Origin of the sequence: Serinicoccus shuyuelongi (assembly GCF_045032955.1) — a bacterium.
In the GTDB taxonomy this organism is placed as follows: Bacteria; Actinomycetota; Actinomycetes; order Actinomycetales; family Dermatophilaceae; genus Ornithinicoccus.
On sequence record NZ_JBJFZU010000002.1, the window covers coordinates 24,303 to 50,895 of the forward strand.

At 72.7% G+C, this 26,593-nt stretch carries 27 protein-coding genes; 16 read left to right on the plus strand and 11 right to left on the minus strand.

Features of this window, described 5'->3' with window-relative positions; all coding sequences use genetic code 11:
• Nucleotides 1–38 precede the first annotated feature (38 nt).
• From ACI3EY_RS00350 to ACI3EY_RS00375, 6 genes are all read left to right on the plus strand, one after another.
• Nucleotides 39–1,106 carry an NAD(P)-dependent alcohol dehydrogenase gene (locus tag ACI3EY_RS00350; protein ID WP_405039002.1) on the plus strand — a complete coding sequence of 356 codons (1,068 nt, stop codon included), beginning with the start codon at nucleotides 39–41 and terminating at the stop codon, nucleotides 1,104–1,106.
• Nucleotides 1,103–2,632 carry a sugar ABC transporter ATP-binding protein gene (locus ACI3EY_RS00355; RefSeq protein WP_405039003.1) on the plus strand — a complete coding sequence of 510 codons (1,530 nt, stop codon included), beginning with the start codon at nucleotides 1,103–1,105 and terminating at the stop codon, nucleotides 2,630–2,632. The genes ACI3EY_RS00350 and ACI3EY_RS00355 overlap by 4 nt, the downstream gene beginning before the upstream one ends.
• Nucleotides 2,633–2,634: 2 nt before the next feature.
• Entirely contained in the window at nucleotides 2,635–3,690 is a 1,056-nt protein-coding gene (locus ACI3EY_RS00360) for an ABC transporter permease (RefSeq protein WP_405039004.1), read from the plus strand.
• Nucleotides 3,691–3,778: 88 nt separating this feature from the next.
• Nucleotides 3,779–4,771, plus strand: a complete 993-nt coding sequence (locus ACI3EY_RS00365; RefSeq protein ID WP_405036885.1) for a sugar ABC transporter substrate-binding protein — start codon at nucleotides 3,779–3,781, stop codon at nucleotides 4,769–4,771.
• 104 nt (nucleotides 4,772–4,875) lie between these two features.
• Nucleotides 4,876–5,640, plus strand: coding sequence for an SDR family NAD(P)-dependent oxidoreductase (locus ACI3EY_RS00370; RefSeq protein ID WP_405039005.1), 765 nt, complete (start codon nucleotides 4,876–4,878; stop codon nucleotides 5,638–5,640).
• 73 nt (nucleotides 5,641–5,713) lie between these two features.
• Nucleotides 5,714–6,268 (plus strand): LURP-one-related/scramblase family protein, encoded by a 555-nt coding sequence (locus ACI3EY_RS00375; RefSeq protein WP_405039006.1) that lies wholly within the window; start codon nucleotides 5,714–5,716, stop codon nucleotides 6,266–6,268.
• Nucleotides 6,269–6,292: 24 nt separating this feature from the next.
• On the opposite strand, the gene ACI3EY_RS00380 is transcribed toward ACI3EY_RS00375, so the two are convergent.
• Nucleotides 6,293–6,571, minus strand: coding sequence for a DNA glycosylase AlkZ-like family protein (locus ACI3EY_RS00380; RefSeq protein WP_405039007.1), 279 nt, complete (start codon nucleotides 6,569–6,571; stop codon nucleotides 6,293–6,295).
• Between the two features lie 857 nt (nucleotides 6,572–7,428).
• Nucleotides 7,429–8,022 carry a mycothiol transferase gene (locus ACI3EY_RS00385; protein ID WP_405039008.1) on the minus strand — a complete coding sequence of 198 codons (594 nt, stop codon included), beginning with the start codon at nucleotides 8,020–8,022 and terminating at the stop codon, nucleotides 7,429–7,431.
• A gap of 116 nt (nucleotides 8,023–8,138) precedes the next feature.
• Here ACI3EY_RS00385 and ACI3EY_RS00390 point away from each other — a divergent pair, with 116 nt between their 5' ends.
• Nucleotides 8,139–8,927: a cation diffusion facilitator family transporter gene (locus ACI3EY_RS00390; RefSeq protein WP_405039009.1), complete on the plus strand. Its 789-nt coding sequence runs from the start codon at nucleotides 8,139–8,141 to the stop codon at nucleotides 8,925–8,927.
• On the opposite strand, the gene ACI3EY_RS00395 is transcribed toward ACI3EY_RS00390, so the two are convergent.
• The gene (locus ACI3EY_RS00395; RefSeq protein ID WP_405036890.1) at nucleotides 8,899–9,513 is read right to left on the minus strand and encodes a TetR/AcrR family transcriptional regulator; all 615 of its coding nucleotides are present in this window, start codon (nucleotides 9,511–9,513) and stop codon (nucleotides 8,899–8,901) included. The genes ACI3EY_RS00390 and ACI3EY_RS00395 overlap by 29 nt on opposite strands.
• Nucleotides 9,510–11,096, minus strand: coding sequence for an MFS transporter (locus ACI3EY_RS00400; RefSeq protein ID WP_405039010.1), 1,587 nt, complete (start codon nucleotides 11,094–11,096; stop codon nucleotides 9,510–9,512). Before ACI3EY_RS00400 ends, ACI3EY_RS00395 begins: the two co-directional genes overlap by 4 nt.
• A gap of 142 nt (nucleotides 11,097–11,238) precedes the next feature.
• Between ACI3EY_RS00400 and ACI3EY_RS00405 the strand changes: the two genes are divergently transcribed.
• The 3 genes from ACI3EY_RS00405 (at nucleotide 11,239) to ACI3EY_RS00415 (ending at nucleotide 14,008) form a co-directional block, all read left to right on the plus strand.
• On the plus strand, nucleotides 11,239–11,943 hold the full coding sequence (locus ACI3EY_RS00405; protein WP_405039011.1) for a M50 family metallopeptidase: 705 nt from the start codon (nucleotides 11,239–11,241) through the stop codon (nucleotides 11,941–11,943).
• A gap of 89 nt (nucleotides 11,944–12,032) precedes the next feature.
• Entirely contained in the window at nucleotides 12,033–12,374 is a 342-nt protein-coding gene (locus ACI3EY_RS00410) for a hypothetical protein (RefSeq protein WP_405036893.1), read from the plus strand.
• Nucleotides 12,371–14,008, plus strand: a complete 1,638-nt coding sequence (locus ACI3EY_RS00415) for a hypothetical protein (protein WP_405039012.1) — start codon at nucleotides 12,371–12,373, stop codon at nucleotides 14,006–14,008. The genes ACI3EY_RS00410 and ACI3EY_RS00415 overlap by 4 nt, the downstream gene beginning before the upstream one ends.
• Here the strand turns inward: ACI3EY_RS00415 and ACI3EY_RS00420 are convergent.
• The gene (locus tag ACI3EY_RS00420) at nucleotides 13,989–14,396 is read right to left on the minus strand and encodes a VOC family protein (protein ID WP_405039013.1); all 408 of its coding nucleotides are present in this window, start codon (nucleotides 14,394–14,396) and stop codon (nucleotides 13,989–13,991) included. The genes ACI3EY_RS00415 and ACI3EY_RS00420 overlap by 20 nt on opposite strands.
• A 34-nt stretch (nucleotides 14,397–14,430) precedes the next feature.
• Entirely contained in the window at nucleotides 14,431–15,600 is a 1,170-nt protein-coding gene (locus ACI3EY_RS00425; RefSeq protein WP_405039014.1) for a citrate synthase, read from the minus strand.
• Between the two features lie 64 nt (nucleotides 15,601–15,664).
• On the opposite strand from ACI3EY_RS00425, the gene ACI3EY_RS00430 reads away from it, so the two are divergent.
• The 4 genes from ACI3EY_RS00430 to ACI3EY_RS00445 all read left to right on the plus strand — a co-directional run bounded on the left by ACI3EY_RS00430 (nucleotide 15,665) and on the right by ACI3EY_RS00445 (nucleotide 19,585).
• Nucleotides 15,665–16,801: a citrate/2-methylcitrate synthase gene (locus ACI3EY_RS00430; protein WP_405039015.1), complete on the plus strand. Its 1,137-nt coding sequence runs from the start codon at nucleotides 15,665–15,667 to the stop codon at nucleotides 16,799–16,801.
• Nucleotides 16,802–16,815: 14 nt separating this feature from the next.
• The gene (locus ACI3EY_RS00435) at nucleotides 16,816–17,853 is read left to right on the plus strand and encodes an aldose epimerase family protein (RefSeq protein WP_405039017.1); all 1,038 of its coding nucleotides are present in this window, start codon (nucleotides 16,816–16,818) and stop codon (nucleotides 17,851–17,853) included.
• Between the two features lie 104 nt (nucleotides 17,854–17,957).
• On the plus strand, nucleotides 17,958–18,572 hold the full coding sequence (locus tag ACI3EY_RS00440; RefSeq protein WP_405039018.1) for a rhomboid family intramembrane serine protease: 615 nt from the start codon (nucleotides 17,958–17,960) through the stop codon (nucleotides 18,570–18,572).
• A complete protein-coding gene (locus tag ACI3EY_RS00445; RefSeq protein WP_405039019.1) occupies nucleotides 18,569–19,585 on the plus strand; it encodes an LLM class flavin-dependent oxidoreductase in 1,017 nt (338 codons plus the stop codon). Before ACI3EY_RS00440 ends, ACI3EY_RS00445 begins: the two co-directional genes overlap by 4 nt.
• Here the strand turns inward: ACI3EY_RS00445 and ACI3EY_RS00450 are convergent.
• Together ACI3EY_RS00450 and ACI3EY_RS00455 are read right to left on the minus strand one after the other, a co-directional pair.
• Nucleotides 19,582–20,874, minus strand: coding sequence for an MFS transporter (locus tag ACI3EY_RS00450; RefSeq protein WP_405039020.1), 1,293 nt, complete (start codon nucleotides 20,872–20,874; stop codon nucleotides 19,582–19,584). The two genes, ACI3EY_RS00445 and ACI3EY_RS00450, sit on opposite strands and share 4 nt — an antisense overlap.
• Before the next feature lie 4 nt (nucleotides 20,875–20,878).
• Nucleotides 20,879–21,367 (minus strand): MarR family winged helix-turn-helix transcriptional regulator, encoded by a 489-nt coding sequence (locus ACI3EY_RS00455; RefSeq protein WP_405039021.1) that lies wholly within the window; start codon nucleotides 21,365–21,367, stop codon nucleotides 20,879–20,881.
• A 56-nt stretch (nucleotides 21,368–21,423) separates the two neighbouring features.
• On the opposite strand from ACI3EY_RS00455, the gene ACI3EY_RS00460 reads away from it, so the two are divergent.
• Both ACI3EY_RS00460 and ACI3EY_RS00465 read left to right on the plus strand, forming a co-directional pair.
• Nucleotides 21,424–22,503 (plus strand): alcohol dehydrogenase catalytic domain-containing protein, encoded by a 1,080-nt coding sequence (locus tag ACI3EY_RS00460; protein WP_405039022.1) that lies wholly within the window; start codon nucleotides 21,424–21,426, stop codon nucleotides 22,501–22,503.
• A 29-nt stretch (nucleotides 22,504–22,532) separates the two neighbouring features.
• Nucleotides 22,533–23,516 (plus strand): NAD-dependent epimerase/dehydratase family protein, encoded by a 984-nt coding sequence (locus tag ACI3EY_RS00465; protein WP_405039023.1) that lies wholly within the window; start codon nucleotides 22,533–22,535, stop codon nucleotides 23,514–23,516.
• A 72-nt stretch (nucleotides 23,517–23,588) separates the two neighbouring features.
• Here ACI3EY_RS00465 and ACI3EY_RS00470 read toward each other — a convergent pair whose 3' ends face one another.
• From ACI3EY_RS00470 to ACI3EY_RS00480, 3 genes are read right to left on the minus strand one after another with little or no spacing between them, the layout of a single operon-like run.
• Nucleotides 23,589–24,641, minus strand: a complete 1,053-nt coding sequence (locus ACI3EY_RS00470; RefSeq protein WP_405039024.1) for a lactonase family protein — start codon at nucleotides 24,639–24,641, stop codon at nucleotides 23,589–23,591.
• Between the two features lie 19 nt (nucleotides 24,642–24,660).
• On the minus strand, nucleotides 24,661–25,935 hold the full coding sequence (locus ACI3EY_RS00475) for an alpha-amylase family protein (RefSeq protein ID WP_405039025.1): 1,275 nt from the start codon (nucleotides 25,933–25,935) through the stop codon (nucleotides 24,661–24,663).
• Nucleotides 25,936–25,985: 50 nt separating this feature from the next.
• The gene (locus ACI3EY_RS00480) at nucleotides 25,986–26,549 is read right to left on the minus strand and encodes an AMIN-like domain-containing (lipo)protein (RefSeq protein WP_405036907.1); all 564 of its coding nucleotides are present in this window, start codon (nucleotides 26,547–26,549) and stop codon (nucleotides 25,986–25,988) included.
• Between the last annotated feature and the right edge of the window lie 44 nt (nucleotides 26,550–26,593).

The window sequence follows — 26,593 nt, forward strand, 5'->3', positions numbered from 1 at the left end:
ACGACCACCCACTGACCAGCAGAAAGAGGAGACACGACATGAGCGAGATCCCCACCACGATGACCGCCAGCGTCCTCACCGGCATCGGCTCGATCGTGCTGGAGGAGCGCCCCGTCCCGGTGCCCGCCGCCGACGAGGTGCTCGTCCGGGTCCTCAGCGTCGGGGTGTGCGGCTCCGACGTGCACTACTACGCGCACGGCCGGATCGGCGAGTACGTCGTCGACCAGCCGCTCATCCTGGGCCACGAGCTCAGCGGTGTCGTCGCCGCGGTCGGGGCCGACGTGGACCCGGCCCGGGTCGGCGAGCGGGTGGCCGTGGAGCCCCAGCGTCCCTGCCGGGTGTGCGACTTCTGCAAGGCCGGCGACTACAACCTCTGCCCCGCCATGGAGTTCTACGCGACCCCGCCGGTCGACGGTGCCTTCTGCGAGTACGTCGTCATCCAGTCCGACTTCGCCTTCGCGATCCCCGACTCGATCAGCGACCACTCCGGTGCCCTGCTGGAGCCGCTGTCGGTCGGGATCGCCGGCGCCCAGAAGGGCGGCATCAAGGTCGGCGACCGGGTGCTCATCGCCGGTGGTGGCCCGATCGGCATCATCACCGCCCAGGTCGCGAAGGCCTTCGGTGCGGCCGAGGTGATCCTCACCGACATCAACCCGGCCCGCCGCGAGCTCGCTCTCCGGTATGGCGTGACCCGCACCGTGGACCCGGCGCAGGAGTCCACCGACGGCCTGGACGCGCACGTCTTCATCGACGCCTCCGGCGCCATCCCGGCGATCCAGGCCGGGATCCGGGCGACCCGCCCCGGCGGCACCGTGGTGCTGGTCGGCAGCGCCGACGAGATCCCGCTGTCCGTGCCCGACGTCGCGATGCGCGAGCTCAACGTCACCGGCATCTTCCGCTACACCGGCACCTGGCCGATCGCACGGCAGCTGGTGGCCGACGGACAGGTCGAGCTCGACTCGTTGGTGACCCACGTCTTCGGCCTCGAGCAGGTCGAGGAGGCGCTCACCGGGGACGGCGCGGACGACAGCCTCAAGCGCATCGTGCTGCCGGGGGTCCGCCGGGTCGAGGACCCGGTGGCCGCCGCCGGGGGTGCGCGGTCATGACGCAGCCGACGGCCGGCACGCAGACGGCGGCACCGCCCCGGTTGTCCGTCAGCGGCGTGACCAAGTCCTTCCCGGGCGTGATGGCGCTGCAGGACGTCTCCTTCGAGGTGCGCCCCGGCACCGTGCACGCCCTCTGCGGCGAGAACGGCGCGGGCAAGTCGACCCTGATGAAGATCATCAACGGGATCTACCAGCCGGACGCCGGGGAGATGCGGGTCAACGGCTCGCCGGTGCGGGTGCGCACGCCGATCGAGGCCCGGGACCAGGGCATCGCGATGATCTCCCAGGAGCTGAACTACGTCCCGGACATGACCATCGCCGAGAGCTTCTCGATGGGCCGGCTGCCGATGAGGCTCGGCCGGGTCGACTGGGGCCTCATCCGCCGGGAGGCCCGGCGCCTGCTCGCCGAGGAGGGCCTGGACTACCCGGTGAACCGCAAGCTCGGCAGCCTGACGGTCTCCGAGGTGCAGATGCTGGAGATCCTCCGCGCGATCTACCACGAGGCGGACGTCCTGATCATGGACGAACCGACCTCCGCCATCGCGCACCGCGAGGTCGCCTCGCTGTTCGCCAAGATCCGCCGGCTGCGGGCCGAGGGCAACTCCATCATCTACATCTCGCACAAGATGGACGAGGTCTTCGAGCTCGCCGACGACGTGACCGTGCTGCGCGACGGCGCCGTGGTCAGCAGCCAGCGGGCCGCCGACATCAGCCCCGAGCAGGTCATCGCCCAGATGGTCGGCCGTGACCTGGACCACCAGGCATACCCCAAGGAGCGCGTCGAGATCGGCGAGACGGTCCTCGAGGCCCGTGGCCTGTCCAACGCGACCCTCTTCGAGGACGTGACCCTCTCGGTCCGCAAGGGCGAGATCGTCGGTCTGGCCGGCCTGATCGGCGCCGGCCGCAGCGAGGTCGTCCGCGGCATCTTCGGCCTGGAACGGCTGGACGCCGGGGAGATCGAGGTCGACGGGGAGACGGTGCGGCTGCGCACCCCGAAGGCGGCCATCGACAAGGGCGTGGTGATGCTCTCCGAGGACCGGCGCCTGGTCGGGATCATCCCGCAGATGAGCATCAAGCAGAACGCCACCCTGGCGAGCCTGCGCAAGGTCATCCGCGGCGGCTTCACCCGCCGCCGCGAGGAGCAGTCCCTCACCCGGGAGTACTTCGACCGTCTCTCGGTCAAGGCCCCCAGCTCCGAGACGCGGATCTCCTCGCTCAGCGGCGGCAACCAGCAGAAGGTGCTGCTGGCGCGGTGGCTCATCGCCGAGCCCAAGGTGCTGATGCTCGACGAGCCCACCCGCGGCATCGACGTCGGCGCCAAGTTCGAGATCTACAAGATCATGACGCAGCTGGCCCGTCAGGGCCGCGGCATCCTGATGATCTCCTCCGAGCTGCCCGAGCTGATCGGCATGTGCGACCGCATCTACGTGATGTCGGCCGGCCGGGTGACCGCCGAGCTCACCCCCGATCAGTACTCGCAGGAAGCGATCCTCACCCACGCCATGAACGACTCCGAGGTGGTTTGACCATGCTGGCACGACTCAAGGCCCTGGACACCGGGCGCTACTCGATCTTCCTGATCCTCGCCGCCGTCGTCATCGTCGCGAGCTTCCTCAGCGAGAACTTCATGACGACCAACAACGTCACGAACGTGCTGCGCCAGGTCGCCGTGATCACGATCCTGGCCTACGGGGCGATGACGCTCATCATCGGCGGCATGATCGACCTGTCCGCTGGTGCCGTCATGGCGTTCGCCGGGGTCGTCTCGGTGATCGTCTACAAGGACACCGGCAGCATGGCGATGGCGATCCTCGCCGGCATCCTGGTCGGCGTCGCCTGCAACCTCGTCAACGCCTTCCTGGTCGCCACCCTGCGGACACCCGCCTTCATCGTCACGCTCGGCATGATGATGATCGCCCGTGGCGCGGTGCTCGAGCTCACCCAGGGCCAGAACGTCCTGCAGCTCGGGGACTTCGTGGTCCTCGGGCAGGGCTCGGTGGGCCCCCTGCCGCTGCCGACGCTCTTCCTCATCATCATCACGGTGATCGTCTGGTACCTGATGACCCAGACCCGCTACGGCCGCTCGCTGTATGCCGTCGGCGGCAACGAGGAGGCGGCCCGGGCGGCCGGCATCGCGGTCGAGCGTGTGAAGTACCAGGCCTTCATCGTCAACGGCGTGCTGGTCGGCTTCGCCGGCGTGATCTTCATGGCCCGCGTCAACGCCGGGCTGCCCAACGCCGGTGTCGGCTACGAGCTGCAGGCGATCACCGCGCCGATCATCGGCGGCACCAGCTTCTCCGGCGGGATCGGCACCACCGCCGGCACCCTGGCCGGTGCGCTCATCGTCGGCGTGCTCGGCAACATCATGAACCTGACCGGCGTCGGCTCCTACATCCAGCAGATCGTGATGGGCGTCATCATCGCGGTCGCGGTCGCCTACGACGTGTTCTCCAAGCGCGGCAAGCGCGGCACCGTGATCCTCAAGTCCCGTCCCGACAGATCGGGCGGGGCCACCGCATCCGGGGAGGCCCCCGGCACCTCGTCAGGGCCTCCACCCTCCCAGGGCAAGGAGGTGTCGACGTAGCTCCCGCCCGCGGCCGACCCTCCCGGCCGCACCCTCCCCTGTCCCACCCCACCCACCGCAGTCCACACCTTCATCAAAGGAGAAGAACGTGAGGAACCTCACCCGCAAGCTCATGACCCTCGGGGTGGCCACGGCCACCGTCACCGCGCTCGCCGCATGCTCCGACGGCGGCGGCGGTGACAGCGGCGGCGAGGGCGGCGACGACGGCTACCGCGTCGCCTACATCGCCCGCGCCCAGGTCGACTCCTTCGCCGCCTGGCTCGCCAACGAGATGCAGGCCGAGGCGGAGAACTACGACGACATCACCCTCGACGTCTTCGACGGCCAGGCCAACGACGAGATCGAGAACACCCAGATCGAGAACGCCATCGCCAACGGCTACGACGCGATCATCGTGCAGGCCAACAACGGCGAGGCGCAGCGGCCCTACATCGAGCAGTCGGTGGCCGCCGGCATCGTCACCGTCACCACCAACCCCCGGGTCGAGGACATCGAGGGCTCCAGCTCGGTCGACGCGAACCCCTACGACCAGGGCGCCGGTGTGGCGGAGCTGGCCGTGGAGGAGATCCCGGAGAACGCACGGGTCGTGGTCCTCAACGGGCCCGGCGGCAACTTCCACAGCACGGAGCGGCGCAACGCCTGGGAGCAGGAGTTCTTCGCCGAGCGCCCGGACGTGGAGATCGTGGCCGAGGACATCGCGAACTGGAACAAGGACGAGGCACTCACCCTGATGGAGGACTGGGCACTCGCCAACGACGAGATCGACGCGATCATCTCGATGAACGACAACATGGCCGCCGGTGCGCTGGAGGCCGTGCGCGGGGACGCCGCCTACGAGGACATGCTCGCCTACGGCGTGGACGGCACCCCGGAGGCGACCCTGCTCATCGACGACGGGCTGATGACGGCGACCACGCTGCAGAACGCCCAGGAGCTCGCCGAGCTGAACATGAGCACCGTGCACGACCTGCTGACCGGCGCCGAGGAGACCGTGAACGTCGACATCGGCAACCCGGTGATCACCAGCGACAACGTCCAGGAGTACATCGACCTCTACACCGAGGCCGGCCTGATCGACTGACCGACCACCGGCGACGGGGGCGGGGCGCTCTCGCCCCGCCCCCGTCGCGCTGTCCCACCGCACGCCGCACCGCCCCCGCACCCCCCACCCGAAAGGTCCCCACCGTGCCCGTCCTCGACCAGTTCTCCCTCACCGGCCGCACCGCCCTCGTCACCGGCGCCACCCGCGGCCTGGGTCGCGCCTTCGCGACCGCCCTCGCCGAGGCCGGCGCCGACATCGTCGTGCACGGTCGCGACGCCGACCTGGCCGCCGAGGTCGCCGAGGAGATCCGCGGCCTCGGACGCACCGCCACCGTGGTCCTCGGCGACCTCACCGACAGCGCCGGCGTCCGGGACGTCGTCGCCGAGGCCACCGCCGCCGGACCCGTCGACGTGCTCGTCAACAACGCGGGCGCCTGCATCCACCGACCCGCCCTCGAGGTCACCGACGAGGAGTGGGCGCACGTGCTGGACACCAACGTGACCGCGCTCTGGAGGATGTCCCAGGCCGTCGGCGCGCAGATGGTCGAGCGGGGCTCCGGCACCATCGTCAACGTCGGGTCGATCTCGGCGATGATCGTCAACCGTCCCCAGTTCCAGCCCGCGTACAACGCCTCCAAGGCCGCCGTGCACCAGCTGACCCGGTCGCTGGCGGCCGAGTGGGCCCCCAGCGGCGTCCGGGTGAACGCGCTGGCCCCCGGCTACATCAAGACCGACATGTCACCGGTCGACGAGCCGCAGTACCGCCGGATGTGGATCGAGGACTCCGCGATGCGGCGCTACGCCACCCCCGACGAGCTCGGCGGGGCCATGGTCTTCCTGGCCTCCGACGCGTCCAGCTTCGTCACCGGCTCGGTCCTGGTCATCGACGGCGGCTACACCCTCTACTGAGCCCACCGGCCCGGTGCTGCGGCCGGGCGCGCGGGCTTGGCCCGGCGCGCCCGGTCTGCCAGCATGCTGGCCCATGGGACTCCTGCAGCACGACACCCTGGTCATCGACCAGGTCACCAACGTCGTGAGCAACGACTTCGCGATCTCCGACGCCGACGGGCAGCAGGTCGGCAGCATCCGCACCGAGGGCAACGCGTTGAAGCGGATGTTCCTGGGCAGCCGCCGGCTGCTGGTCCTCGACGCCGACGGCACCGCGCTGCTGCGCCTGGAGGACACGATGACCCTGGGCCGGGACCGGATGGAGATCACCGACGGCGACGGCCGGCCGCTGGCAAGCCTGGTCAAGCGGATGTCCTTCCTGAAGAGCCGCATCACGGTCGTGGTGGACGACACGGAGCTGGACCTGACCGGCAACATGTGGGGCTTCGACTTCACCATGAGCGGCCCGCGGGGTGACCTCGCCACCGTCGCCCGCAGCTGGTCCGGGCTGGGCAAGGCGCTGCTCGGGCACAGCAGGTATGTCGTGCAGCTCACCCCGGGCGTGCCCGCCCGGGAGCGGCAGGCAGTGCTGGGATCAGTGATCGCCCTGGACCTGATCCGGGAGAAGGAGAGCCGCAGCAACGGCTGAGCCCCGGCCCAGGGCGCCTCGGGCCTAGCCGCCCAGGTGCGCCGGCAGCTCGGGGTCGACCCCGAGCCAGAGCGCCAGGTCCTGCACCTGCTCGAGCACCCGCGCCCGACGGGCGTCACCCCATACCCCGTCCTCGTGCAGCGCGTCCACGCGCAGCACGCCGTGCCTGCGGTCGACGGTCGCGTCGAGCTTGCCGACCAGCTCGTCCCCGTCCAGCACGGGCAGCGCGTAGTAGCCCCACCGGCGCTTCGCCTTGGGCTTGTACATCTCCAGCACGTAGTCGAACCCGAAGATCTCCGCCATCCGGTTCCCGGTCGAAGATCAGTCGGTCGATCGGGCAGAGCAGGGCCGAGCGTCCCTGGAACCGGTCGCCGTCCAGGTAGGCCGGGTGCACACGCCAGGTGCCCTTCACCCCCTCGACCACCGCGGGGACCCCGGCCCGGCCCGTGTGCCCGGGCTCGACCGGCCGCTCACGGCCCCGGGCGCGCAGCAGACCGAGCGCGGCCAGCCGGCGGGCGTCCTGCTCCGCCAGGGCCTGCGGCAGCGGCAGCGTGGGCACGTCGGGGTAGACCCGTCCCGCGAGGTCCCACAGCCGTTGCCCACCCTCACGACCGGCGACGGCCACCTCACCCCGGGCGACCATGAAGTCCAGCAGCCGTTGCACGTTCTTGTCGTTCGTCCACCCGGTGGAACGCCACGGGACCTCGGTGCTGTCCGGCAGGGCCGCGGTGGGCGTGGGGCCCTCCTGCTCGAGCAGGGCCAGGATGTCGCGGCGGGCCCGGTCGTTGGCCTGCACCCACCGGGCGCTGGCGAGCTGCCACGGCCGTGGCGGGCTGGGATCCTCCGCTCCCGGCCAGGCCTCCATCTGCGCGCGGTGCAGGGCGATGTCCGGCCCGGGGCGGATGTGTCCCAGGATCTCCACCAGGGTGCGGTCGGCGAGCAGCCGGTCCAGGTCCCCGGGGTCGTAGCTGCTGCCCAGCCGGCTCCACAGCACCAGGTGCTGCGCCGGGGCGAGGGCCGAGACCGGGTCGATCTGCAGCAGCGTCAGCTCGGTGACGGTCTCGACGACGTCGCCGGGGCGCGGCCTGCTGAGCAGCTGAGCCCGGACGGCGACCCGTCGCGCGTCCCGGCGGGACAGCACCAGCGGTGGGCCCTCACCGTCACCGGTCATGCGCCACCCAGGCCGCCGGGGGCGTCCAGCCCTCCGGCGGGTCCTCCCCGACCCGCCCGTCGATGCTCTCCCGGAGCAGGTCGGCGTGCCCGGTGTGCCGGGCATACTCCTCCAGCAGGTCGAAGAGCAGCCGGCGCAGGCTCGCCTCCACCCCGAACGGGCGGAACCACTCGACGCCCTGGTCGAGACCGCCGGCCTCCAGCACCTCCCGGATACGGCCCCTGGTGGCCAGCACCGCTGCGTCGTAGCGGGCGTAGAGCTCTTCAGGGCTGTCCTCGGCGGCGGAGGTGAAGTCCCAGGTCGTCTGGTCGTGGTCCCACTCCACCTCGGTCCACGGGCTCCCCGGTGAGCTGCCGTCCAGCTTCGTCGTGGCAGAGCTCACCTCCACCCAGGTCAGGTGCTTGAGCAGGCCGCCGAGGGTGAGGGTGGAGGCGCCCACGGTGGCCGACAGCGCCGCGGCGTCCAGGCCCTCGGCCTTGTAGCGGAAGGTCATCCGCTGCCGGTCCAGACCGCCGAGCAGGTGGCCGAGCTCGTCTCCGGCCGTCGGGGGCTCCCAGGCGGGGGTGGTCGTCGTCGGCGTCATGGCGCCACCATAGGACCGGGTGCGGACAGATGGTGTCCGCGAGCCGCCGGGACGCGGCGACCGGCGCCGGGCCTAGCGTGAGGCCGTGGACCGACCCGAGGAACCGACTTCCGCCGGTGGTGGCCGAGCGCCGCAGCGGCCGCCCGGCGGACGCCCGGCGACCGCTGGGCTACGGCCGGGAGGCCTTCGTCTGGGCGATGATCGCCGCCTTCGGCCTGTTCACCGCCGGCTCGATCCTGTCGATCACGCACGGGATCTCCCAGCTCGGTGCCCAGGAGGAGGCGGGCGACTACACGCTCAGCTACCTGGTGCTGGGCATCGCCTTCGTGCTCGAGGGCATCTCCTTCACCCAGGCGGTGCGGCAGACCCGGTCCTCGGCCAGAGCACTGCAACTGCGCCCGATGCGCTACATCCTGGACACCTCGCAGACGACGCTGCGCGCCGTCTTCTTCGAGGACGCGGCGGCGCTGCTCGGCATCCTCCTCGCCGCGGGTGGCCTGGTGCTGCACCAGGTCACCGGGGACGCGGTCTACGACGCGCTCGGGTCGATCCTGGTCGGCGTGCTGCTGGGCGTGGTGGCGCTGCTGCTGATCGTGCGCAACGGCCAGTTCCTGGTCGGTCAGAGCGTCAGCCCACGCACCCGGGAGATGGCGGTGCGGGCGCTGCTCGAATCCCCCGAGGTGGACCGGGTGACCTTCCTGCACATGGAGTACGTCGGTCCCGCACGCATCTTCCTCGTCGCGTCGGTGGACCTGACCCTGGACGACCGCGAGTCGGTGCTGCAGGGACGGCTGCAGGCGATCGAGGACCGGCTGGGCGCGCACCCGGCCATCGAGCGGGCGGTGCTCTCGCTCTCGGCGCCGGGCGAGGAGACCCTTAGCCTGGGCTCCACCGGGACGCCGTGAGCGAGGCCAGGTCGGACAGCGTGGCCCGCAGCAGGTCGTCGTCCCGGCCGACCAGCCAGGACGCCGCGCTGCCGAAGAGCACCCCGAGCACCTGCTCGGCGACCAGCTCCACCGGCGCGTCCCACCGGCCCCCCGCGCGGTCCGTGACACCGGTCAGCAGGTCGGTCACCAGCCTGCGGTAGGTGGCGGTGCTCTCCTGCACGATGGCGCGCAGCTCGGGGTCCCGGGCCCCCATCAGGCTGAGCTCCTGCAGCACCAGCTCGGTCTCCGGGTCGGCGGTCAGCCGGTCGGCGTAGGCCCGGCAGGCGCGGGCCAGGACCTGGGTCGCACCACCCTCGAGGTCGACGGTCGAGAAGACCCGGGTGGCCCCCTCGACGTCGGCGGCGAACACCGCCTTGAGCAGCTCGTGCTTGGAGGAGAAGGCGTAGTGCACGGACCCGTGCGGCACCCCGGCCTCGGCGGCCACCGCCCGGGTGGTCACGGTCCACGCCCCCTCGCGGCGCATCACCTGCACCGCGGCCTCCACCAGTTCGATCCGGCGTCGGGCCATCGGCACCTGGGGGCGGCGTGCGCGGGCGGGGGTCACGCCCCGACCCTCGCAGACCCGGTTGCCGGGGTGTCCGCCGGTGCCGGGTCCGCCTCCGGGCCAGCGGTGTCCGCCGGTTCGGGGTCTGCGCCGTCGGTGACCGGACCGGCGAGCCCCCGGAACGCGATGACCACCGCGGCGAGCAGGACCACGGCGCTGGTCGCAGCCACCACGTCCATCCCGGCGACGAACGCCTGGGACGCCTGCTGCGTCAGCGCCAGCCCGACCTCGCCCGGCAGCGACCCGGCGATCTCATGGGCCGCACCCAGGGTCTGGCTCGCGCCCGCCACCTGCGCCGGGTCCAGCCCGGCCGGGGCACCGGCGCCGAGACCACGGGCATACACCGCCATCCCGAGGGTGCCCAGCACCGCGGTACCCATGGCGCCGCCGAACTCGTAGCCCGTCTCGGAGATCGCCGACGCGGCGCCCGCCCGCGAGGGCGGCGCGGTGGTGAGGATGACGTCGTTGGTCAGCGTCTCGGCCAAGCCGATCCCCAGCCCGATCAGCAGCGAGCTGGCCACGAAGGTCGACAGCGGGCCCGCGGCCTCGAGCCTGCTGGCCAGCAGCATGCCTGTCGTGAGCAGGGCGAGACCGGTGACGATCACGACCCGCACCGGCACCACCCGGGCCAGCGCCGGGGAGGTGAGGGCGCCGGCGATGGTGGCCAGCGCGAGCGGTAGCAGCCACAGCCCCGCCTGGGCCGAGCCCATCCCGAGCACCAGCATCAGGTACTGCGGGAAGAAGAACATCACCCCGAGCAGGGTGAAGACCGCGATGACGTTGACCAGCACGGCGGCCGAGAAGCCGGGCCGGGCGAAGAGCCGGGTGTCGATCATCGGGTGCTCCAGCCGCCGCTGGCGACGGACGAAGACGGTCAGCAGGGCGGCCCCGGCGACCAGGGTGGCCAGGTCGACCCAGCCCGCGTCCTTGACCGCGGACTTCAGCGAGTAGACGACCAGCAGCAGCCCGGCGATGGACAGCAGCGCCGACGGGACGTCGAAGGGGCCCGGGTGCGGGTCCTTGGACTCCGGCAGCAGGACCAGGGCCGCGACCATGAAGACGACCATGACGGGCACGTTGATCAAGAAGACCGAGCCCCACCAGAAGTGCTCCAGGAGCAGACCGCCCAGCACCGGCCCCAGCGCGGCGCCGCCGGAGAAGGCGGCCGCCCAGACCGCGATCGCGGCCTGCCGCTCCCGGCGCTCCGGGAAGATCGTGCGCAGCAGCCCCAGGGTGGAGGGCATCAGGGTGGCGCCGCCCAGACCCAGCAGGGCCCGCGACGCGATGAGCATCTCCGGCGAGGTCGAGAAGGCGGCCAGCGCCGAGGCCAGCCCGAAGGCCGGCGCTCCGATCAGGAGCAGCCGGCGGCGCCCGAAGCGGTCACCGAGGCTACCCATCAGCACGAGCATCCCGGCCAGCAGGAACGAGTACAGGTCGATGATCCAGAGCAGCTGGCTCGAGCTCGGTTCCAGGTCGGCGCTCAGGGCAGGGACGGCGACCCCGAGGACGCTCATGTCGATGCTGATGAGCAGCACCGGGAGCACGAGGACGGCCAGGGCGGACCAACGGCGCAGGACGGACACGACGACCTTCGTTTCGATCGGGGCCGACGGCACGGCGTCGGCTCAGAGGGATGGTGACGGCTCCATCGTCGCACAAGTTTGGCCATACGGCCAAACTTGTGCGAGACAGCCCGTCCACAGGTGGACCTGGCACCCTCGGCACGTGCTCCTCGACCTGTGGGACCGGGCGACCACCACGCAGCCTCCGCTGCCGTGGCAGGTCGGTCTCGCGCTCGGCGGCCTCGCCCTGCTGGTCACCTGGAGCCCGCTCGGGTACCGACTGGTCCGGCACCTGGTCACCCTCATCCACGAGGCCGGGCACGCCCTCGTCGCCGCCCTGGTGGGTCGGCGGCTGACCGGCATCCGGTTGCACTCGGACACCTCCGGGGTCACCCTGTCCCGCGGCCGCCCGGGCGGCCCGGGGATGGTCGCCACCGTGCTGGCCGGCTACCCGGCACCCGCGGTGGTGGGCCTGGCGGGTGCCGTCGTGCTCGGCGCCGGGTATGCCGCCGGCCTGCTCTGGGCACTGGTCCTCACCTGCACGCTGATGCTGCTGCTGATCCGCAACCTCTACGGCCTTTGGGTGGTGCTGGCGACCGGCTCCGCGGTGGCGGCGCTCTCCTGGACGGGCTCGCCGCCGGTGGTCGCCGGGACGGCATACCTGGTGGTCTGGGCGTTGCTGCTGGCGGCACCCCGCTCGGTGGTGGAGCTGCAGCGGCAGCGGGGCCGACGGGGCGGGTCCGGCAGCGACGTCGACCAGCTGGCCCGCCTCACCGGAATCCCGGCCGGGGTGTGGATCGCGCTCTTCTGGGTCCTCTGCGTGCTCTGCCTGGCGCTCGGCGCGCGGGAGCTGCTGCCCCTCGCCTGACCCTGGGCACCCCTTCCCCGTGGGGGTATGCTGACCGAGACCGTGCCGGGGGTGCGGTCTTCTGGCGGGGAACGGAGGAGGGACGAACCATGTGCGACGGGTCCGAGACCGAGCACACGTATGTCGACAACCCCGAGATCGCCGCGCGCGCCACCCTGAGAAGTCAGGCGGCCGACCCGGTGCGTGGGATCCGGGACGTCTTCGACGGGGTCGAGCGGGCGATGGCGGCCGGCGCCTGGACCGGGGGGCCGGCGCGCAGCTGGGAGGAGGAGCTGAGCGGTCGCGTGCAGCGGGTTCGTCGCGCGACCGACGGCTTCGAGCAGGACTTCTTCGACCACGTGGCGCGATTGCCTGCTCGGGTTCCGCAGTGCGAGGTGCGCAACAGCCCGTTCCCGACCTACCCGCTGGGAGATCCCCCATGGCCCGGGTGAGCGTTCACCTGGAAGAGATGGCGTCACTGGTCCGCGAGCTCCGCAAGGTCGCGGCGTCGCTCGCCGGGGATGTCGAGACGATCGACTCCGCTGTCAGGTGGAACGGTGGGGCCAAACGGATCGGTGGCGAGTCCTTCACCTCGACGCGCTTCGACAACCTCTCCGAGGTGGGCGCCTGGGCCGATGACCAGGTGCCGACACTGAGCCGCCAGCTGGACTACGCCCGGTGGCTCCAGAGCTCCACACCAGGGATGCAGGGTGAGGTCAGTTTCGACGCCGATGACGTGCCGCACCTGGACGACGAGGAGATCCAGGACCGGGCACGCGAGGCCAACAACCTGCTGAGCACCATGCCGCCGATCTCTGACAGGCTCGTGCTGCTGCTCCAGACCTACGGCTTCGACGAGCGCTTCGCCGGCGTACTGGATCCGCCGATCGAGGCCCTCGAGATGATCCAGGTGGCTCGCGGGGAGGTCGAGCCCGAGGACCTGGAGGCCTTCGACGAGGACTACGCGGTGGTGCTGGAGTCCCTGGGGCTCATCGCCAGCCTGGAGTCCGGTCGTTACGATCCCGAGATCGCCCAGGGCTGGCTGGGGGGCCTGCCGGACTTCTCCCGGCACGGCACCCGGGATCTGAAGCTCGAGGCCATGCTGATGTCCTACGGCACCTGGGACGAGGGCTACCTGGACGCGTTCGCGGAGAACCTCATCGAGCGGCAGCGCGAGGACCCGGAGATCTGGACCAAGACCATGTTCGGTCACTCCGGGCACTACGACTCGGTCTACAGCCCGATCCTGCCCGGCGGCGAGGAGTACAAGGACCCCTTCGTCGGCCTGATGGCAGCCCTGTCGAACAACCCCGCCGCCTTCGAGCGGGTGGTGATGGAGGCCGGCGAGGGCGCCGACATCATGGTCGACGGCGAGCGCGTGCAGATCCCCGAGCGGCTGCGCTTCCTGATGCTGGAGCGGGCCTGGCCCGAGGACGGCGGCATCTCGCTGCAGCTGGCGCTGCGCGAGGCGATGCGCTCCGATGAGCCCTGGGTCACCGACCTGCAGGAGTCGCTGGAGAACGTCGTCCAGATGGACCCGCCCAAGGAGGTCAGCTGGTACTCCTGGGCCGGCCACGTGGGCCTCGACATCCTCGGCCTCATCCCGGTGGTCGGCAACTGGGCGGACGGCCTCAACGCCTCCTGGTACGTGGCCGAGGGCAACTACCTGTCGGCGAGCCTGTCGGCGGCGGCCCTGGTGCCGCTGCTCGGGCAGGGCACCACCCTGTCGAAGTGGGTCAACCGGATCACCCGGACCGGGCAGGCCGGGGCGCAGGGCGGCTCCGCGGTGCTCACCGTCAAGGACCTGATGGCCCTGCTCGACCCGGCGAACTTCGAGGTGCGCAACCCCGGCACGCCTCAGGAGCGGGTGCTGTTCCAGGGGCAGGAGGTCTCCGAGGACGCCGTCTTCGTCCCGGACCAGGCCTGGACCGACGGCGAGGTCGAGCTCGACCCCGACCAGACCTACCTGTTCGGCGGGTCCGTGATGGTCACCACCGGTCCCGACGGTGAGGTCCTCGAGGTCTTCGGTGACATCGACGCGCTCAACCCCGACCAGCAGGCGACGATCAGGTCGCTGGGCGGCTGACGACGAACTCGACCTCGAACCCCTGGACGTTCTCCAGGAACAGGGCGGTGTGCTCCGGGCCGCCGGCGTGCGGGTAGCCGTCCGCGAACAGCTCGCTCCACCCGTGCGACCCGGCACCGGCGCGGATCGTGTCCAGCTCGGCGCGGTCCGCGACGGTCAGCGCCAGGTGGTTCAGCCCGGCCCGCATCCGGTCGTGCGGGCCGGTGACGGCCGGCGACTGCTCCAGCACGAGGTAGGGGCCTGAGGGGTGCCGCCACACCCGGCCCTGCGGCCAGGCCGGGTCGTGGTCGGCCGACCACCCCAGCCTGGGCAGCAACCACCCGAAGGCGTCCTCGCTGCCGAGCAGGTCCTCGGTCCACAGCTCGATGTGGTGCACCGGGTGGGTCATCGGCGGCACGCTAGCAGCGGCCCCCACCCTGCCGTCACCGGGTGCCGGTGTAGACGCCGCGCAGCCGGAACCGCATGGCCGGCGCCGCCAGCTCCTCGACCGCGTGCGCGGTCCACCCCGCGGTCCGGGCGCAGGCGAAGAGGGCCACCCCCGCGTCCCGGGGCAGGTCGTGGGTGAGCACCAACAAGGCGAGGGCGACGTCCACGGTCAGCACCCAGTCGCGACGCTCGAGAAGCTCCGCCTCGAGGTGGCGCACCGCCGCCCAGGGAGCGGGGTCGCCGGTGCCGTGCTCGAACCGGTCCAGCAGCAGCTGGGCGCGCGGGTCCTGCTCGGTGTACACGAGGTGCCCGAAGCCGGGTGGTCGTCCCCGGACCAGTGCCGTGTCGAGTGCCTGCTGGGGGTCGCGCAGGGCCGCCCGCAGCCAGTCGACCACGGCCAGCGAGGCCGCTACGTGCACAGGGCTGTCCGCCGCCGCCAGCCCGGCGAGCAGGCACGAGTAGGCGTCGCTGCCCGCCGAGACCGCCACCCGGACCGCCGTCGTCGAGGTCGCCAGGTCGTGGTCGGCCAGCAGCACCAGGACCATGTCCAGCAGGTCGAGCGGCACCCCGGGCAGGTATGCCGACAGCGAGGCCGCGAGCCCGGCGTCACCGGCCGGGCGGGACGGCATACCGGACACCGAGGCGGCCATCACGCCCGCGCAGCGGGCACCGGCAGACGCGAAGGCGGCAGGGCTCCGGTCGTGGCGACCGGGGTCGGTGCCGGCCGCCACCAGGACGGCGTGCTTGAACCGGTCCAGCACGGGGGTCACGGGCGGCAGCGCGGACATCACCCGGTCCAGCTGCTCCCCTCCCCCGTCCGACGCCGGTGCGGGCAGGCCCACCAGCAGGTCACGGACCTGCTCGAAGGTGGCCGCTCCGGCCAGCCGCCGGACGTCGGAGCCGCGGTAGGCCAGCGACCCGGGCCCGATCTCGGTGATCGCCGTCCGCACGTCCTCGGCGACGCCCGTGCGACGTCGACCGGAGCGCCCCGGTCCCCCCGCCACGGACTGCACCTCGCGCACGTCGAAGAGACTGCCGATCCGCGGGTCCCGGCGCACCGGGGCGAGCACGCCGCGGCTGACGTAGGCGTAGACCGTCTGCACCTTCACCCCGAGGTGCTCGGCGACCTGGGCGGTGGTCAGCTCGCCGGCCGGGCCGTCGCTCACCGGCACCCGTACATTGACTTGATCAACGTTGACACCACATCAACACTACCCGCAGGCTCGGGCCATGACCACGCATACCGCACCGCCCGGCCTCAAGGGTCTCGTCGTCGCCCGCACCAGCACCGGGGACGTGCGCGGCACCGAGGGCTTCTACCACTTCCGGGAGTACTCGGCGCTGGACCTGGCCCGGCACCGCTCCTTCGAGGACGTCGCCCACCTGATGATCGAGGGGCACCTGCCGGACCCGGCGGAGTCCGCCGCCTTCGCCGCCGAGCTCGCCGCCGCCGCGACCCTGCCGCACGAGCTGCTGGAGGTGCTGCTCGCGGTCGCCCGCTCCGGGCGCGACCGGGACGCCCTGGCCCGGCTACGGACCGCGGTCTCGCTGCTCGGCTCGATCGAGGGCTTCGGTCCCACCTACGGCGCGGACCGGGCCGCGGTCCGGGCCGAGGTGCTGCGGCTGGTGGCCACCGTGCCCGTCCTGCAGGCGGCGCTGCACCGGCTGCGTCGCGGGGAGGCGCCGCTGCCGCCGCGTCCCGAGCTGGGCGCAGCCGGGAGCTGGCTGTGGATGCTCTCCGGGCAGGAACCGGCGCCCGAGCACGCCGCCGCCGTCGGGGCATACCTGGTCAGCACCATCGACCATGGCTTCAGTGCCTCCACCTTCTCGGTGCGGGTCACCACCTCCTCCGGTGCCGACGTCGCCTCCGCGGTGTGCGCCGCGATCGGGACGTTCTCCGGACCGCTGCACGGGGGAGCCCCGGACCGGGCGCTGGACGCGCTGGACGAGATCGGCAGCCCGGACCGTGCCCGCGGATGGGTGCGGGAGCGGGTCGGGGCCGGCGAACGGATCATGGGCTTCGGGCACGCCGTCTACCGCACCACCGACCCGCGGGCGGTGCTGCTGCGAGAGTGGGCCGAGCGGCTGGGCGGACCGCTGGCCGAGCTGGCGGTGCAGGTGGAGCGGGAGGTGACCCAGGCCCTCGCCGAGCTCAAGCCGGGGCGGGAGCTGCACACCAACGTCGAGTACTACGCCGGGGTCGTGATGGAGCAGTGCGGCATCCCGCGGGAGATGTTCACCCCCACCTTCGCGGTGGCCAGGGTGGTCGGCTGGGGTGCGCACGTGCTGGAGCAGACGCAGGACCCGCGGATCATCCGCCCGGCCGCGCAGTACGTGGGCCCGGAGGCGCCGCAGCCGCTGCCCTGAGTCAGGATGTGCGCATGAGCACTGGCACTGGCACCGAGCCCTCCGTACCCGGCGACCCGACCACCGTCACCCTGACCGCGGGAGACCTGCAGGTGGCCCTGGTCAGCACCGGCGCCGCGGTGACCCGGCTGCTGGTCGGTGGCGGGTCCGGCGACGGGCCCGAGGAGGGCGTGAACGTGGTGCTCGGGCACCAGCACCTGTCCTCCTACCGGGAGGTGGGCGGCTACCTGGGGACGGTCGTCGGTCGGTGCGCCAACCGGATCGACGGCGGGCGGTTGCCGCTGGGGGGCACCACCCACCAGCTGGTCCGCAACGACCGCGGCAACACCCTGCACGGCGGGTCCGACGGGCTCGACCGTCGCGAGTGGCGGCTGGAGGGTGCGACCGGGACCGAGGCGACCTGGTCGCTGACCTCGCCGGACGGCGACCAGGGCTTCCCGGGGACGCTGCAGGTGCGCGTCAGGTATGCCGTGGCGCCCGGGGTGGTGAGCATCGAGTACACCGCCACCACCGATGCGCCGACGCCGGTGAACCTGACCAACCACGCCTTCTTCGCCCTCGACGGGGAGGGGGCGGGTGACACCGGTGGCCACCTGCTCGGGGTGGATGCCGACGCCTACCTGCCGACGCGGGAGGACCAGATCCCGACCGGGGAGGTGCGCGACGTCGAGGGCACCCCCTTCGACCTGCGGGAGGCGGCGGAGGTGTCCACGGTGCTGGCGGAGGAGGACGACGAGCAGGTCCGGATCGCCGGCGGCATCGACCACCACTACGTGGTGCCGGGCGAGGGCCTGCGCCGGCACGCGACCCTGGTCGGCCGCTCCGGTCGCCGGCTCGAGGTGTGGAGCGACCAGCGGGGGATCCAGGTCTACACCGGCGCGCACTTCGACGGGACCCTGCGGGGGACGTCGGGGTCCGTCTACCAACGGGGGGCCGGCATCGCCCTGGAGACCCAGGGGTTCCCGGACGCCGTCAACCACGAGAGCTTCCCGAGCGTCCTGCTCCGTCCGGGGCAGACGTACCGCTCCCGCACCGAGTGGCACCTCACCTGACCCTCCCCTTCTTTCCTCCGACCGAGCGTCGCCCGTGGTTGCCCTCAGCCCCACCGAGCATCGCCCGGACCACTACTGTCAGCGGACCAGGGCACACTGGTCCCATGAGCAGCCCGGCCCAGCGCAGCGACCTCTCCACCTGGGGGCGCCGGGTGCTGCCCGTGCTGCTGCTCGTCGCGCTGATGTGGGTGGTCGAGGTCGTCGACCTGCTGCTGCCGCTCTCGTTGGACCAGTTCGGCATCCGCCCGCGCGATCCGGGCCACCTGGCCGGGATCGTGCTCAGCCCGTTCCTGCACCTCGGCTTCGGCCATCTCGTCGCCAACACCCTGGCCCTACTCGTGCTGGGCTCGTTGCTGGCGCTCTCGACCCGTCACCTGTGGCTGGTCACGACCGGGGTCGTGGTGCTGGGCGGGCTCGGCGTGTGGCTCCTCGGAGGCCCGAGCACCGTGCACATCGGGGCCAGCGGTGTCGTCTACGGGTATGCCGCCTTCCTGGCCGTCTACGGCTTCGTCGCCCGACGCCTGGGGCAGGCACTGCTCGGCGTGCTGGTGATCCTGGTCTACGGCTCGATGGTCTGGGGCGTGCTGCCCCTGCAGACCGGCGTCTCCTGGCAGGCGCACCTCTTCGGCGCCGCTGCGGGCATCGGGCTGGCGGTCTGGCTCGGCCGTCGTGACCGGCCGCGGAATGCCCGGCGGCACGGGGCGTTGACCCTGTCATGAAGCGCATCGGCTTTCTCTCCTTCGGGCACTGGACCCCGCACCCCCAGTCGGCCACGCAGTCGGCCTCGGACGTGCTGCTGCAGTCGATCGACCTGGCCGTCGCGGCCGAGGAGCTCGGCGCGGACGGCGCCTACTACCGCATCCACCACTTCGCCCGGCAGCTCGCGTCCCCGTTCCCGCTGCTCGCGGCCGTGGGGGCACGCACCAGCCGGATCGAGATCGGTACCGGCGTGATCGACATGCGCTACGAGAACCCGCTCTACATGGTGGAGGACGCGGGTGCGGCCGACCTGATCTCGGGTGGCCGGCTGCAGCTCGGCATCAGCCGGGGTTCGCCCGAGCAGGTCGTCGAGGGCTACCGCCACTTCGGTCACGACCCCCGCGACGAGGAGAGCGACGCGGACATGGCGCGCCGGCATACCGACCGCTTCCTGACCGCGCTGGAGGGCGAGGGCTTCGCCCAGCCCAGCCCCCGGCCGATGTTCCCCAACCCGCCCGGGCTCCTCCGGCTCGAGCCGCACTCCGAGGGGCTACGGGACCGCATCTGGTGGGGCGCCGGCAGCCGGGCGACGGCCGAGTGGGCCGGCACGCAGGGGATGAACCTGATGAGCTCGACGCTGCTCACCGAGGACGCCGGTCTGCCCTTCCACCAGCTCCAGGCCCAGCAGATCCAGCTCTTCCACGACGCCTGGGCCGCCGCCGGCCACACCCGCGAGCCACGCACCTCGGTCAGCCGCAGCATCTTCCCGCTGCGCACCGCCCAGGACCACGCCTACTTCGGGCTGGAGCGGCGCAGCGCGGACCAGGTCGGCATCATCGACGGCGGACGCGCGACCTTCGGCAAGACGTATGCCGCCGAGCCGGAGGAGCTGGCGCGTCAGCTGGCGCAGGACGAGGCGATCGCCGCCGCGGACACCCTGCTGCTGACGGTGCCGAACCAGCTCGGCGTCGACTACTGCGCGCACGTCATCGAGGGGGTCCTGGAGGTCGCCGGCGAGCTCGGCTGGCGTTAGTCCTCGACGACGAAGTCCGCCACCTCGCGGTGCCGCAGCGCCACCCAGGCGGACGCACCGAGGCAGGCGAGGGCACCCAGCAACGCCGACCAGGCGGGCGTCGTCAGCCCGGCCACCGCCCCGGCGCGGGCGTTGCCGATGTCCGGTCCCGCGACCCCGATGACGTGCTCCACCGCGGAGACGCGGCCGAGGTGGCTGTCGGCGGTGGCGAGCTGGACCATGGCCGCACGGGAGGTCACCGAGACGGTGTCGGCCGCCCCGGCGACCACCAGGAACGCCAGGCACAGCCACGCCGTCCCGGCCAGGGCGGCGGCACCGAAGCCGACCAGCGCGACGCCCCACACCCCGACCGCGAGCAGCTGCACCCGCCCCAGATGGGCGGTCCGGGTGACCAGCCCCGACGCCAGGCCCGCGCTCACCCCGCCGACGGCGATGCTGCTGAGGAAGAGGCCCAGGGTGCGCGGGTCGCTGTCGAAGAGCTCGGTGTTGACCATCGGGAAGAGCGCCACCGGAAAGGCCAGCAGGGTGGCTGCCAGGTCGAGCAGGAAGGACCCGCGCAGCACCGGGTTGCGGCGCACCTGCTGCACGCCCTCGCCGATCATCACCAGCGCCCGCCGCAGACGGCGACGCAGCCGGGCGGTCGCCCGCGCCGGGTCCGCGGACCGTGCGGAGGGCACCCCCCGCCGCGGCGGCATCGCCGGTAGTGACCACACCGACCACCAGCTGATCAGCAGGGCCACCGCATTCACCAGGTAGCAGACCGCCACCGACGTGGCGCCGATCAGCACCCCTCCCAGCGCCGGACCGACCAGCATGGCCGCCTGGAAGCTCACCATCTGCAGGGCGATCCCGGCGGGCACCAGCGACCGGTCCAGCAGCCGCACGGTGAACGTGCGGCGGGCCGGGGCACCCAGCGCACCGAAGGCCGTCTGCACGCTGATCAGCACGAGGAGCAGCGGCAACGGGTAGGCCCCGAGCAGGATCTGGGTGGCCAGCGCCAACGCCGCCAGCGACTGGCCTGCGGTCGCCCAGAGGCCGACCTTCCGACGGTCCAGCACGTCGGCCACCGGCCCGCCGACCAGGCCCATGACGATCATCGGACCGGCCTGCGCCAGCCCGAGCGCCGCGACCCAGAAGGGGTTGCGGGTCAGCTCCCACACCTGGAAGAGCACGCCGACCACGGCGATCTGCGCCCCCAGACCGGCCAGCATCCCGCCCAGCCACAGCCGCCGGAACGGCGCGCTGCGGTGCAGCGGGGTCAGGTCGATCAACGCCCCCCGCGGGCTCACCGGCTCACTCGAGGGGTCCGGGCGGCAGGTGGTCGTCCAGCCGTTCGGCGAACGAGCGCCGCGCCAGCGCGGCGGCCATGTCCGCGGCGACCTGGCTGGCGGCATACGGCAGCTCGGCCTCGAGCTCGGCGATCGCGGCCTCGGTGGCCCGCCACTCGTCCTCGGCGAGGGGCACCAGGGCGCGCCCTCGGCCGGTGAGGGTGATGACGCGGGTACGCCCGTCCTCACCGACCTCGCTGCTCACGAGCTCGGCCTGCCGCATCTGACTGATGGTCTGGCTGAGCGCCGAGTGGGTCCGGTCCAGCTCGCGGGCCAGCTCGGTGATCGTCATCGGACCGAGGTGGGCCAGGCGCACCAACGGCAGCACATAGCGGCTGCGGACCTGGCCCTGACCGCGCGCCCGGTAGGCCTCGGTGATGGCCGTGTCTATCTCGGCGAGGACCTCGAAGAGCTGCCGGAGGCGGCTCTCGCGGGTCGGGTCGTCGGATGTCACAGCGCTAATATAACAGCGCTGTCAGGTATGCTGCCCTCGCCTGGGAGGATGGCCGCATGCGAGCCCTCGTCCTGGATGCCGCCCGCGCACTGCCCCGGGTGGACGCCGTCCCCGACCCTGCCCTGCCCGAGGACGGGGTGCTCGTCCGGGTCACCGCGACGGGGCTGTGCCGCAGCGACTGGCACGCGTGGGCCGGGCACGACGACGGCATCACCTTCCCCCATGTGCCGGGGCACGAGCTCGCCGGGCACGTCGCCGCGGTCGGCGCGTCGGTGCGGCAGTGGCACGGCGGGGAGCGCGTCACGGTGCCCTTCGTCTGCGGGTGCGGTCGGTGCACCTGGTGCCTGGCCGGTGACGCGCAGGTCTGCCCCGACCAGCAGCAGCCCGGTTTCACGCACGACGGTTCGTTCGCCGAGCTGGTGGCCGTCCATGCCGCCGACGTGAACCTGGTGGCCGTCCCCGACGACGTCGACCTCGCGACCGCTGCCGCCCTCGGCTGCCGCTTCGCGACGGCATACCGGGCCCTGGTCGCGCGCGCACGTGTCACCGCCGGGGAGTGGGTCTGCGTGGTCGGCGCCGGCGGGGTCGGGCTGAGCGCGGTGATGATCGCCCGGGCGCTCGGGGCGAGGGTGGTCGCCGTCGACCGGAACGCGGAGGCGCTCCGGGTCGCTGCCGGGCTGGGGGCCGAGCACACGGTCCTGGTCGGCGACGAGGGCGGGGCAGTGGGCGGCGACGGCGCCGATGGTGCCGGCGCCGTCCCGGACACGGTCGCCGAGCTCACCGGAGGTGGCGCGCACGTCTCGGTGGACGCCGTGGGGAGCGCCGGAACCTGCGCCGACGCGATCCGCAGCCTGCGCCGGCGCGGCCGGCACGTGCAGATCGGGCTGCTCCCCGCCATGGACGGTCACCCGCGGGTGCCGATGGACCGGGTGATCGGCTGGGAGCTCGACCTGCTCGGCAGCCACGGGATGGCTGCGGTCGACTACCCCGGGATGCTGGCCCTCATCGAGCAGGGGTCGCTGCAGCCGCAGCGTCTGATCGAGCGCACCATCGGGCTGGCGGAGGCCGCCGAGCTCCTTCCCGGCTTCGACCGGGCCCCGGTCGCCGGCATCACCGTGATCGACCCCACCCGCTAGCGCACGCCGACCCCTGCTAGACCTGTGCCATGAGACTGCTCCTGCTGGGCGGCACCGCCCACCTCGGCTCCACCGTCGCCACCCGGGCGCTGGCCCGCGGCCACCAGGTGACCTGCCTCGCGCGCGGGTCGGCGGACCCGCCCGAGGGCGTGACCTTCGTGCGCGGCGACCGGGACGACCCGGACGGGCTGTCGGCGGTGCGCGACGAGGAGTGGGACGTCGTCGTCGACGTCACGCGGCAGCCGGGGCAGGTCCGGCGGGCCGTCTCCGAGCTCCGCACGCGTCACTGGGTCTTCGTCTCCACCGCCAACGTGTATGCCGCCGCCTCCGCTCCCGGGTACGACGAGGACACCCCGCTGCTGGAGCCGCTCGAGGGTGAGGCGATGACCTCGGTGGAGGAGTACGGGCCGGCCAAGGTCGCCTGCGAGCGCGCGGTGACCGAGGGGGCGCGTGCCGGTGGTGGCACCGCGACATTGGTGCGGGCCGGGCTGATCGGTGGGCCTGGCGACGACTCTGCCCGGGTCGGCTACTGGCCGTGGCGCCTCGCCCATCCCAGCGGTCCGGACGTCGTCGTGCCGGACGACCTCGACTTCCCGGTGGCCTTCATCGACGTCCGGGACATCGCGGCCTGGGTGGTGCACGCCGCCGAGCAGCGGCTGGACGGGGCGTTCAACGTCACCGGCCCGCCGACCACGCTGGGGACGGTGCTGGAGGAGTCCGCCCGGGTCGCCGGGGCGACGGTGCCCCTGCGGCCGGTCCCGGTCGCAGAGCTGACCAGGCTCGGGGTGCGGCCGTGGATGGGGCCGCGGTCACTGCCGCTGTGGATCGACGACCCCGCGCTGCGGCACTTCGCCGTGATGGGGACCGGGCGCGCCCGGGCAGCCGGACTGCATACCCGTCCCTTGGCCGAGACGTTGGCCGACACCCTCGCCTACGAGGAGGCCCGCGAGTCACCCCGCCCGGTGGGCCTCACGGATGCCGAGGAGCAGGAGATCCGCGCCGCACTGGGCTGAGGGCAACCACGGGCGACGCCCGGTCGGGGTGAGGGCAACCACGGGCGACGCCCGGTCGGGGTGAGGGGAGGCTCAGAGGACGACGCTGCGGACCCAGTTGGCGCCGGCTCCGGTCTCCACGCGGGCCAGCTCGGTGAGGGTGCCGTCCTCGGCCACCGCCACCAGCGCGACGTCGGTGTCCTGCTCACCGGCGACCACGGCGTGCTCGCCGTCGGCCAGCACGGCGAAGCCGCGGGGCTGGCGCACCGTGTCCACCAGCGACACGGCCTCGCCCAGGGTCCCGTCCTCGCCCACCGGCAGGCTCACCAGCGTCGACGCGGTGCGCTCGCTGCAGAGCAGGAAGCGGCCGCCGCGGGCCAGGTGCAGGTCGGCGCCCCACACCAGCTGCCCAGCGACCGGGTCGGCGCCCAGCTCGCTGTGCGAGAGTCCACGGTCCCGGGCGTACGCGGGCACGGCACCGACCGGCGTCAGCACACCGGTCGCGGTGTCCCGGGCCAGGGTCAGCGCCTCCCCGGAGAACTCGGTCATCACGTACGCCACCCGCTCGTCCGCGGAGAGCACCAGGTGTCGCGGGCCGGACCCGGCGGGGGCCTCGGCGGTCGGCGGCGCCAGCGGGCTCAGCTGCCCCGCGGGCGACAGCGAGTACTGGGCGACCACGTCGGCGCCCAGGGACACCACGTACAGCCCGCGCCCGTCGGCGGCCACCGCGGCGCAGTGCGCGTTCGGCCAGGAGACCTCGGCGGTGGGCTCCTCGACGTTGCCGTCGCCGTCCACCGGGAAGACCTGGGCGGTGCCGCCGCCGTAGGACGCCGCCACCAGCAGCGTCCCGCCCTGGGCGAGCGAGAGGTAGCTCATCGAGGAGGCGACGTCGGTCCGGGACAGGTGCACCAGGGCCCCACTCTCCCGCTCCAGCGAGAAGACGTCGATCCCGGGCGGGTCACCCTTCGCGGCGGCATACACCAGGTCGCGGTCGGGGTCGACGACGAAGGTGCCACAACCCTCGCCCACCTCGGTCACCGCGATCCTCGTCAGCGACGGCGCCGCCTCCGGGGTGCCGGAGGTCTCGACGCGGAAGGTGCTGACGGTGCTGTCGGCGGCATTGGCCACGAGGACGAGTTCGCTCATCCCCCCACGGTATGCGCGTTCAGGCCGCCCATCCGAACAGGGTGCCCTCGGGACCGGTCACGGTGACGCAGCGCTCGGGGGTGAGCGCCACGTGGACGCGCAGCCAGTCGTCACCGGAGGAGCTGGTGTAGGTGAGGGTCTCGTTGGTGCGGTCCTCCACCACCGTGCGGGCCCGGGCCAGCCACGGATGCCGTCGGCGCAGGCCGATGAGCTCACGGTGCAGGGTCAGCATCCAGTGCCCGTCCGTGGGCAGGTCGGTCGGGCCGGCGGGCAGCGCGGGACGGATGGCGTCGTCGCCGCCGAGCCGCTCCTCCTTGGTCCCGTGGAAGGCGTACTCGTCGCCGTAGTAGATCGAGGGCATCCCGCCGACGGTCATCAGCACCGCGAGCGCGAGCACAGCGCCCTCGTCCCCGACCCGGGTGGCGATCCTCGTGACGTCGTGGTTTCCGACGAAGGTCTGCGGCACGAAGGTCTCCAGCAGCGCGTCGTGCCGTTCGAGGGCGTGCGCCAGCTCCCAGCAGTTGGTGTCCAGGACCGCGCTCCAGACGGCCTTCCACAGCTCGTACTGGGTGAGCGTGTCCAGGCCGCTGGCCTCGACGAACGCCGGGTAGTCGCCGTGGATGACCTCGCCGACGAAGAGCGCGTCGGGGAACTCCTGGCGGACCCGGGCGACCACCCGGGCCCAGAAACCGGCGGGCACCGCGTAGGCGACGTCGAGACGCCAGCCGGCGATCCCGCGCCGCAGCCAGTGCAGCATCACCTCGACCACCAGCTCCTCCACCCGCGGGTCGGTGTGGTCCAGCTCGACCAGACCGCCGTGGCCCTCCCAGGTGGCCGGGGCGCCGTCGGGGCCACGCTTGAGCATGCCCGCGGTCGGGTCCTCGGCGGCCGCCCCACCCGAGCCGTCCGAGCCGTCCGAGCCGTCGCGCGCGGCGCGGGCCAGCGGGTGGTCGACCCCGACGTGGTTGAAGACACCGTCCAGCAGCACCGCGAGGCCACGCTCCCGGCACTTCTCGAGCAGGTGGTCCAGGTCGGCCTCGTCACCCAGCCGGGGGTCGATCCGGTGGTGGTCGAGGGTGTCGTAGCCGTGGCTGGAGGAGGCGAACACCGGGCCCAGCAGCAGTCCGGAGCAGCCGGTGCCGACGACGTGCTCGAGCCAGGCCTCCAGCCGTGGCAGCCGGTGCTCGACGGCGTCGGCGCCCTCCAGCACGGCCGGGGCGCCGAGGGCACCCAGCGGGTAGACGTGCCACCAGATGGCGTGGTCGAGCAGTCGGGCGACTCCGGCGTTCTCCATCCCCCCATCGTGCACTGTCAGTGGGTGGCACAGCGCGACGGGCGGACCTCTCACCACCGGTGGGCGACGTCCACCACCAGCCGCTGCCCCGCGCCGGGGCCGTCCAGCACGAAGGCCCGCATCGGCAGCCGTGCCCGGACACCGAGGCCGAGGGAGGTCTGGCCCTCGAAGCTGCCGCCCAGCCGGACCTGGCGCAGCGTGTCGTAGCCGGTGACGTCGACCAGGTTCGCCCGGTCGGCCGGGTCGTAGACGGCCTCCCCGGTGTCCGGGTCGTAGGTCGGGTTGCCCACCAGCACCTCCAGCCTGGCCCCGCCGCGCAGCGACAGGGCGGCGCCGCTGCCCGGTGCCCGGTAGGTGCTGACGTAGCGGACCCGGTGGTCGCCGGCGTCCCCGGAGATGTCGATGACGACACGGTCGAAGCAGCCGTGCCGCCCGGACCGGACGTCGGTGATCGGCCCGGAGCCCAGGTCGACACCGGTGTCCTTGGGCAGCGAGCCCCAGGTGATCCCGCAGCTGGGCGCCGCCGTGGCGCTCGGGGCGGAGACGGCGGCGGGGGCGAGCGCCACCGCCGCCAGCAGGAGGCCGGCGAGACCGGCCCGTCGTCGTGCCTTCATGGTGACCTCCTCGTCGGGCGCAGGGGTTCCTGCACACTGCCGGG

Bases quoted from the DNA above. Each gene is read 5' to 3' on its own strand.
- ACI3EY_RS00350 (WP_405039002.1), top strand. From the start codon at position 39: ATGAGCGAGATCCCCACCACGATGACCGCCAGCGTCCTCACCGGCATC.
- ACI3EY_RS00355 (WP_405039003.1), top strand. From the start codon at position 1,103: ATGACGCAGCCGACGGCCGGCACGCAGACGGCGGCACCGCCCCGGTTG.
- ACI3EY_RS00360 (WP_405039004.1), top strand. From the start codon at position 2,635: ATGCTGGCACGACTCAAGGCCCTGGACACCGGGCGCTACTCGATCTTC.
- ACI3EY_RS00375 (WP_405039006.1), top strand. From the start codon at position 5,714: ATGGGACTCCTGCAGCACGACACCCTGGTCATCGACCAGGTCACCAAC.
- ACI3EY_RS00380 (WP_405039007.1), bottom strand. From the start codon at position 6,571: ATGGCGGAGATCTTCGGGTTCGACTACGTGCTGGAGATGTACAAGCCC.
- ACI3EY_RS00385 (WP_405039008.1), bottom strand. From the start codon at position 8,022: ATGACGCCGACGACGACCACCCCCGCCTGGGAGCCCCCGACGGCCGGA.
- ACI3EY_RS00410 (WP_405036893.1), top strand. From the start codon at position 12,033: ATGTGCGACGGGTCCGAGACCGAGCACACGTATGTCGACAACCCCGAG.
- ACI3EY_RS00420 (WP_405039013.1), bottom strand. From the start codon at position 14,396: ATGACCCACCCGGTGCACCACATCGAGCTGTGGACCGAGGACCTGCTC.
- ACI3EY_RS00430 (WP_405039015.1), top strand. From the start codon at position 15,665: ATGACCACGCATACCGCACCGCCCGGCCTCAAGGGTCTCGTCGTCGCC.
- ACI3EY_RS00435 (WP_405039017.1), top strand. From the start codon at position 16,816: ATGAGCACTGGCACTGGCACCGAGCCCTCCGTACCCGGCGACCCGACC.
- ACI3EY_RS00440 (WP_405039018.1), top strand. From the start codon at position 17,958: ATGAGCAGCCCGGCCCAGCGCAGCGACCTCTCCACCTGGGGGCGCCGG.
- ACI3EY_RS00445 (WP_405039019.1), top strand. From the start codon at position 18,569: ATGAAGCGCATCGGCTTTCTCTCCTTCGGGCACTGGACCCCGCACCCC.
- ACI3EY_RS00460 (WP_405039022.1), top strand. From the start codon at position 21,424: ATGCGAGCCCTCGTCCTGGATGCCGCCCGCGCACTGCCCCGGGTGGAC.
- ACI3EY_RS00465 (WP_405039023.1), top strand. From the start codon at position 22,533: ATGAGACTGCTCCTGCTGGGCGGCACCGCCCACCTCGGCTCCACCGTC.
- ACI3EY_RS00470 (WP_405039024.1), bottom strand. From the start codon at position 24,641: ATGAGCGAACTCGTCCTCGTGGCCAATGCCGCCGACAGCACCGTCAGC.
- ACI3EY_RS00475 (WP_405039025.1), bottom strand. From the start codon at position 25,935: ATGGAGAACGCCGGAGTCGCCCGACTGCTCGACCACGCCATCTGGTGG.
- ACI3EY_RS00480 (WP_405036907.1), bottom strand. From the start codon at position 26,549: ATGAAGGCACGACGACGGGCCGGTCTCGCCGGCCTCCTGCTGGCGGCG.